Here is a 7,843-nt window from a genome sequence, read left to right on the forward strand (position 1 = left end):
ACTAGAATAATGAGGCGTAATGCGCTTAAGCAGCATAAAACTGGCGGGTTTTAAGTCCTTCGTTGATGCCACCAAGATCCCATTTCCCGACCCCATGACCTGTGTGGTGGGGCCAAATGGCTGTGGCAAATCTAACGTTATTGATGCGGTACGCTGGGTGCTCGGTGAAAGCTCGGCCAAAAACCTCCGTGGCGATGCTATGACGGACGTTATTTTTAATGGTGCAGCAACCCGTAAACCTGTTTCCCAAGCCTCGGTGGAGCTGGTGTTTGATAACACCCTCGGGCGCTTACCCGGCACACTGGCGGCGCGAAATCAGGTGGCTATTAAGCGCGTGGTGACCCGCGACGGCCAGTCCCTTTATTACCTCAATGGCAGTAAGTGCCGCAAACGCGATATTACCGATATCTTCTTAGGCACCGGCCTTGGGCCGCGTAGCTATGCCATTATCGAACAGGGCATGATCTCCCGGCTGATCGAAAGTAAGCCACTGGAACTCAGGGTCTTTATCGAAGAAGCCGCCGGCGTGTCCAAATACAAGGAGCGTCGCCGCGAGACACAAACTCGTATTCGCAGCACCAAGGAAAATCTTGAGCGTCTGCTTGATGTACGCGCCGAGCTGCAAAGTCAGCTCGATAAGCTAGAGCATCAGGCCCAGCAAGCCAGCAGTTATCGTGAACTCAAAGCCCAGCAGCGCCGCTATAAGGGCGAGCTGGCGGTACTTAAATGGCAAAAACTGCACCAACAACAACTGCAACAGTCCGAACAACTCGCCGAGCTAAAAGAGCAACTGGCATTTTTTAAGGATGCTCATCGCGGTGAGCAGGACGTGCTGAGCGCCTATCAACAGCAGTTGGATGATACCAGCGCGGCGCTAAACCATAACCAGCAGCAAATATTTCAAACCGACAATCAGTTGGCGCGTTTGGAGCAGCAACAAATTCATGCCAAGCAACGGGCCCACCAGTTGCAAACCAGCATAGCGCAAAACCAGCAACAACAGGCGCAGCTCCTTGAGGCCCAGTGCCAGCAAAATGAGTTTGTGGCCCAGCATCAGGAGCGATGTGAGCAGCAGCAGCTGCTAAGTGAACAGTTACAAGAAGCCATGCTCGAATGCCAGGCGGTGCGTGATGAGGCTGATGAAGCGTTTGCACAGTTGCAAGAGCAACAGCATCAACAGCGCGAGCTTTTATTTCAAAGTCAGCAACAGTTGCAGCAATGCCGCCACGAGCACCAAGGCGCTGCCGTCAAGCTGCAGGCCTTGCAGCAGCAGGCACAAGACAATGGTGCGGCCCTGAGCAGGCATCAGGATACCTCTCTTTCCCAGCAAGTTAACGACAGCGAGCAGCAAAGCAAGGCGTTGACCGAGCGCCTGGCCAAGGCAAAAAGTGCGCAGCTAAAACTTGAGCAGGCCATACACGCCAATGATGAAGAGTTGAGTCACGCCAGCGAGGAGCATCAAGGCATACTGCGGCAAATGCAGGAGCTGGGCGCCAAACGTGATGCCATTGCCTCCCTGTTACAGGATGAAGAGGCTGAGCAGGGCAAGGGCGTTTTATTCCAGCTTGAGGTGCAAAAGGGTTATGAGCAGATAATAGAAGCCGCCTTGATGCAACTGCGCCATTTGCAGGTTATGGCTGATAAAAGTGGCAGCTGGTTAACGCCGCAAACCGATAAAGCGCCTCATCGCTCGGTCGCCCAGTTTATTCAGTCCGGCCACTACCCGGATCTGTTACATCGCATCGCCTTTGACGCCAAGGGCGATATCCGGGTGTTGGACGACCCAAGCTGGTTGGCAGTGGTTGATGAAAACGCCCATCTGCATGGTCGCCACTGGTGTTTGCAGGCTAACAGCGAGCATGTCGGAGTGCTTGCCCAGCGCCAGCAGCTCAATGAGTTAGAGACAGCCTTAGAGCAGCGCCGGGATAAATTACCGGCCATAGAAAAAGAGTTGCAGCAGCTCAACGGCGAGCGGGAAACGCTTAAAGTATCGCTGGAACAGACCAAGCAAGAAGTTCACGAGCATTCTAAATCTTACGCCAGTATGCAAACCCGCCAGGAGCTCCTTAAAGAGCAGGCCCAGGTATGGCAACAGGAACTTGAGCGTTTGCAATCTCAAGAGCAAACCCTGAGCGAGCAAATTGAAACGGCACAATTGACGCTTGAACAACAGCAGGCGCGTATTGAGCAAGCTGAGGAAAGCTTAGAACAGGCCGAGCACAATTCACTTCAAGAGCGCCGCCAGTTTGAGCAAGCTCAGCAGGCATTGAAGCAGGCTCAGTTGCGTGTTCAGGAGCTGCAAGCTCAGGTGAACGAGGCACAAATTAGCACAGAGCGACTGCAAAGTGAGCTGATGTTAAGTCGCAGCAAGCTGCAAAATATTGAACGCTCGCTGGAGCAATCCCGTGAGCAATTAGCTGAGGCTGAAGCCGAGCAGCAGGAAGTGGCCGAACCCATCGCCCTGCAGGAAGAGCAAATCGCTCACTTGCTGGAGCAAAAAGAGCAGCTGAGTGAGGAGCAATTGGCCCTACAACAGCGTCTTGAGCAGGCGCAAAGCGAATTGCAGCGAAATAAAGATAAGCTGGCACAGGGCGAGCAGCAAAGGGAGCAATTGCAAGAGCAGATCCAGCAGGCTCTGTTGGCAGAGCAAACCCTGACCTTAAAGGCACAACAGGCCTTGGCTCCCCTAGAAGAGCTCAATACCAGCTTAAAAGCCGTGCTGGAAACCTTGCCACAAGATGCGCAAGCCGGACGCTGGCAGGCGCAGCTCACGACCCTGGATAAGCAAATCAGCGATTTGGGCGCAGTGAACCTGGCGGCCATCGATGAGTTTGCCAGTGCCAAGGAGCGCAAGCAGTATTTGGATGAGCAATTAGAAGATCTCACCAAGGCGATGGACACGCTGGAAGCGGCCATAGCCAAAATCGACCGCCAAACCAAGGCCCAGTTTAAGGCCACCTTTGAGCAGATCAATATGGACTTGCAAGAGCTGTTTCCCAAGGTCTTTGGTGGCGGCTCGGCCTACTTGGAATTGACCAGCGATGACCTGCTTGAAAGTGGGGTAGCAATTATGGCCAGACCGCCCGGTAAGAAAAATTCCACAATCCATTTGTTAAGTGGTGGAGAAAAAGCGCTGACCGCATTATCATTGGTGTTTTCGATATTCAGGCTCAATCCAGCACCATTTTGTATGCTTGACGAGGTTGATGCGCCGTTAGATGATGCCAATGTCGGTCGTTTTTGCCGTTTGGTTGAAGAAATGTCGCAAACCGTGCAATTTGTATACATAAGCCATAATAAAATAGCCATGGAAATGGCAGGGCGCCTGACCGGCGTCACTATGGCGGAACCTGGAGTGTCACGTATGGTGGCAGTGGATATTGAGCAAGCAATGGAAATGGCTCAAGCCAGTTAATTGAACAAACTAAGAATAAAGGTGAGGGGATGGCCGAAGATCTCAGATGGGTATTAATTCTAATCAGTGCGGTAGTTATTGGCGGTTTGCTGATTCACGGCCTATGGTCGGTGCGTAAACGCGCGCAGTCGGTTGATAGCAGCGCGGCGACAAAAGCCAAGCCGGCCTCTGAGCAAAAAGCAGCCAGTGAGCCTGCGGCTACAGTAGCGTCAACGTCAAAGACCGAGGCTGCATCGCGAGACCAGGAGAGAGGATTAGGTCAAACCGAAGAGCCCGCTATGACCCCAGAGGTGGCCTCAGAGGTGCGTGAAGAGCCTAGTTTTAATGCCCTGGACGATGAGCCCAAAATGGGCGACTTTAGCATCGAGGCCGAAGAGCAGGCGCAAACGGACGCTGCAGCCGAGCCTTCGTCAGATCCTTCAGCGAAGCCCCAGCCAAATGCCGAAGTACAGCCAGAAGATTTTGTAATTATCCATGTGCATATGCCTGAGGGCCTGCAAATGCATGGCGCCAAGTTATTGCCCTTAGTACTTACACTGGGCTTCAAATATTCCGACGATGGCTTTTTCCATCGCCACGAGCAAAGCAGCGGCCAGGGCCCGGTACTTTTCCGCATGGTGAACATGTACAACCCGGGTACCTTTGATATCGACAATATGGAGCAATTCAGCACCGCAGGTATCAGTTTGTTTATGACCTTGCCAAACGAAGGCGAGGCCATGACCACCTTTAATATGCTGCACAGTGCCGCGAAAAAGCTGGCCGAAGAATTCGGTGCCGAGCTGTTGGATCATAAACGTCAACCGCTGAGTGTAAACGGCATACGCGAGTACGTGGAAAAAGTCCGCGAGTACGCTTAATCCTGAGGTGTCGGCCTTGCTTTGCCAAGGCTAAACACGCAGGGAAACACATTGACACTAAGCCACCTCCCGGTGGCTTTTTTATCGAGGTAGATATGAGTCTCACCCCCGAGCAACAGATTGCCGAGCTTCGCTCCAAGCTGGAGGAGCACAATTATAATTATTATGTGTTGGACAACCCCAGCATTCCCGACTCTGAATATGACCGCCTGATGCGCCAATTACAGGCATTGGAGGTCGAGCACCCGCATTTACAAAGCCCTGACTCGCCAAGCCAGAAAGTGGGCGGCGCGGCGCTGAGCAAATTCTCTCAGGTGACCCACCAGGTGCCCATGTTGTCTCTGGACAACGCTTTTGATGAAGACGAGTTTAATGCCTTTAATAAGCGTATTAACGACCGTCTGGCCGCAAGCACCCAGCCGATGTTTTGTTGTGAGCCCAAGCTCGATGGTCTGGCCGTATCTATCTTGTATCGTGACGGTGTGCTGGTACAGGCGGCGACCCGCGGCGATGGTCAGGTAGGTGAAAACATTACCGAAAACGTTAAAACCATTCGCAATATTCCCCTGAAGCTGCGCGGTGACTTCCCCGAAGAGTTAGAAGTGCGCGGCGAAGTATTTATGGACTTGGCCGGTTTCCATCGTCTTAACGAGGAAGCCAAGGCAAACGAGGGCAAGGTGTTTGCCAACCCGCGCAATGCCGCCGCCGGCAGTTTGCGTCAGCTTGACTCTAAGATCACCGCCAAACGCCCACTGATGTTTTACGCCTATTCCATGGGCCAGGTAACCGGCGCCGAATTGGCGGGGGGTCACTTCGAGCAGTTGCATCAGTTGAAAGACTGGGGCTTGCCCCTTTGCCCGGAGACCAAGTTGGTCAATGGCGCCGATGAGGCCATCGCCTATTACCAGGATATTCTTACGCGTCGCGGCGAGTTGAAATATGAAATCGATGGCGTGGTGATCAAGGTCAACGATAAGGACGCCCAAGAGCAGCTGGGCTTTGTTGCCCGCGCGCCGCGTTGGGCCATTGCCTTTAAGTTCCCAGCGCAAGAAGAGATCACTCAGTTGCAGGATGTGGAATTCCAGGTCGGTCGTACCGGGGCTATTACCCCAGTGGCACGCCTGGCGCCTGTGTACGTAGGTGGGGTGACGGTTTCCAATGCCACCTTACACAATGGCGATGAAATTGCCCGTCTCGGGGTGAAAATTGGCGATACCGTGGTGGTGCGCCGCGCCGGTGATGTGATCCCGCAGATCACTCAGGTGGTGCTGGAGCAGCGCCCGGCAGATGCAAAAGATATCCTTTTCCCAAGCGAGTGCCCCGTGTGCCATTCCCATGTAGAGCGTATTGAAGGGGAGGCGGTGGCCCGTTGTAGCGGCGGTCTGGTGTGTGCGGCGCAGCGTAAAGAAGCGATTAAACATTTCGCCTCGCGCAAGGCCATGGATATAGATGGTCTGGGGGATAAAATCGTCGAGCAGCTGGTTGAGCGAGAGCTGATCCATACTCCGGCTGAGCTATTCCAGTTGCGTCAGGGTCACTTTGAAAGCCTGGAGCGTATGGGGCCTAAGTCGGCAGCCAACCTGGTCAATGCCCTGGAGGCGGCCAAGACCACAACCCTGGCCAAGTTTATCTATTCTCTGGGCATTCGCGAGGTAGGTGAGGCGACGGCGCAAAACCTGGCCAATCATTACCTGAGCCTGGATGCCATTATGCAGGCGAGTATAGAGCAGCTTCAGGAAGTCAGTGATGTGGGTGAGATAGTTGCCAAGCATATTCACAGCTTCTTTAGCGAGGAGTCGAATCAAGGGGTGGTTCAGGCTCTGCTTGATGAAGGCGTAAACTGGCCGGCGCTGGAAGTTAAAAATGAAAGTGAGCAACCACTTACGGGCTTGACCTATGTGCTTACCGGTACTTTGCATACGCTGAACCGCAACGATGCCAAGGCGCGATTACAGGCTTTAGGAGCTAAGGTGGCGGGCAGTGTGTCGGCAAAAACCCATGCCCTGGTGGCCGGAGAAAAGGCCGGCTCTAAGCTCACCAAGGCGCAGGAGCTGGGTATTGAGGTACTCAGTGAAGACGACTTAATGGCCCTGTTTGCCGAGCACGGTGCCTAGGCCATGAATGACTTTATCGCCTGGCTGGAGTCGAGCTTAGCGCGTTTTGGCCAGTGGCTGTCACCTTATCTGAGTGATATTGCCCTGGTGTTTGTGGTCTGTATTATCGGCCTGTATGCCGGGGATGTGATCAAAAGCGTTAAAAAGCTGGTGGCCGGTAAGCACTTTTTACTGCGCACCTTAGCCTTTGTGCTGGTGAGCGCCTTTGGTTTAGGAGTTTTAACCCTGTGGGTGAGCCCCTTTATGGCCAAGGCCCTGATGTTTTTCGGCAGCACCTATTTGCCGCTGACCGTATTCGCCGCCTTTATCCTGGTGGGGGTTTTAGCGGACAGGAAGTCTCAGCTGTGAAACATTATGGTCCTGAATATTGGGATAAGCATGGCGCCTATCGTACCCCGATAGGCTTTACCCTGGCGCTTATCATCTTGCTGCGCCCTTATCTTATCTGGGCCTTTGCCGCTATATCGCGACGCCCTGAGCTTGATTTGGTGGCCCTGGTGTATCGGCAAAAGCAGGATTTTTTTGTTGCCTTGGCCATAGCTGCTATCGCCATTTTGCCAGCCACCGTGTACTCCTTGCGTCGTCCGGGTAGCAGTTTGAGGTTAAAATCCCTGTGGCGGCATATGCGCTGGCCCTTAGTGCTCTGTGCCATGCTGGATTTGGCCTGGCTTATTTTACAGGCCTCACAACAGTACTATAGATTTTCCTTGTATATTGCCGTGCAAGCGGTGGCGGTGGCCTGGATCCTGCTGTATTTAATGCGCAGCCGCTATTTACGGGTATTTTTTGCCGATTGGCCGGATGAGCTGGAGAGCAAGAAAAGCGATGAAAAAGGTAAGGACAACTAGGGTGTTCAGCGCGAGTTCGCTACGCCCCGTAGATAAAACCCTGGCCAAGTTCACCCTGGTGGCTTTGCCATTTGTGGCTATTTTGCTGTTATTGGCTGCGCCTTGGCCACTTGTACGCCTGACCTTGATGCTGGCCTATTCTGTCGCGCTGGCATCCTGCCTGTATCGCCTGACGCCCTGGTTTATCGCCCGCAATCCTCTGAGCCGTTTTGTTCAACGCGAGCAGGGGTACTTAAAGGTTTGTTCACTGGCGGGCTTTTTTGACTTCCACGGTCCTTGGCAATACCTGCCCATAGACAGGATTTCGTCGGTACATGTGTGGCAGCATGGCATTGAGATTACAGCCAAGGAGACGGAATATCGCCTTAGTGTTGTTGGCACCACAGATAGCCTGCATGCCTATATGAGCTCGGTGCTTGCTGATGCTATTGCCGCTGACAAGGTAAAGCTAGAATATGGAGAATGTGCATAGGCACTAAGTGAATAGGGAGAGTATTCACCTAATGCCCGCACATAAATACCAATTCACTTAAATAGCTAATCATTCTAGCGGGCTAAATATCATGCTCACTGTGTTGGAATTTTTCTATGTAGAATAACTACATA

At 53.0% G+C, this 7,843-nt stretch carries 6 protein-coding genes; all 6 read left to right on the forward strand.

Going from position 1 to position 7,843, the window contains the following annotated elements:
* The first annotated feature begins 19 nt into the window (after window positions 1–19).
* The 6 genes from C2M35_RS14180 to C2M35_RS14205 all read left to right on the forward strand — a co-directional run bounded on the left by C2M35_RS14180 (window position 20) and on the right by C2M35_RS14205 (window position 7,709).
* A complete protein-coding gene (locus C2M35_RS14180) occupies window positions 20–3,415 on the forward strand; it encodes an AAA family ATPase (protein ID WP_105265617.1) in 3,396 nt (1,131 codons plus the stop codon).
* A 29-nt stretch (window positions 3,416–3,444) separates the two neighbouring features.
* Window positions 3,445–4,275: a cell division protein ZipA gene (zipA, locus tag C2M35_RS14185; RefSeq protein WP_105200637.1), complete on the forward strand. Its 831-nt coding sequence runs from the start codon at window positions 3,445–3,447 to the stop codon at window positions 4,273–4,275.
* 95 nt (window positions 4,276–4,370) lie between these two features.
* Complete coding sequence (ligA, locus tag C2M35_RS14190) at window positions 4,371–6,389, forward strand: NAD-dependent DNA ligase LigA (protein ID WP_105265618.1); 2,019 nt, start codon at window positions 4,371–4,373, stop codon at window positions 6,387–6,389.
* Between the two features lie 3 nt (window positions 6,390–6,392).
* A complete protein-coding gene (locus C2M35_RS14195; protein WP_105265619.1) occupies window positions 6,393–6,737 on the forward strand; it encodes a DUF3392 domain-containing protein in 345 nt (114 codons plus the stop codon).
* On the forward strand, window positions 6,734–7,237 hold the full coding sequence (locus C2M35_RS14200; protein WP_105200634.1) for a DUF2919 domain-containing protein: 504 nt from the start codon (window positions 6,734–6,736) through the stop codon (window positions 7,235–7,237). Before C2M35_RS14195 ends, C2M35_RS14200 begins: the two co-directional genes overlap by 4 nt.
* A gap of 1 nt (window position 7,238) precedes the next feature.
* The gene (locus tag C2M35_RS14205) at window positions 7,239–7,709 is read left to right on the forward strand and encodes a hypothetical protein (protein WP_105265620.1); all 471 of its coding nucleotides are present in this window, start codon (window positions 7,239–7,241) and stop codon (window positions 7,707–7,709) included.
* Window positions 7,710–7,843 lie beyond the last annotated feature (134 nt).

The sequence above is a fragment of the Pseudoalteromonas sp. T1lg76 genome, from assembly GCF_002964725.1.
In the GTDB taxonomy this organism is placed as follows: domain Bacteria; phylum Pseudomonadota; class Gammaproteobacteria; order Enterobacterales; family Alteromonadaceae; genus Pseudoalteromonas.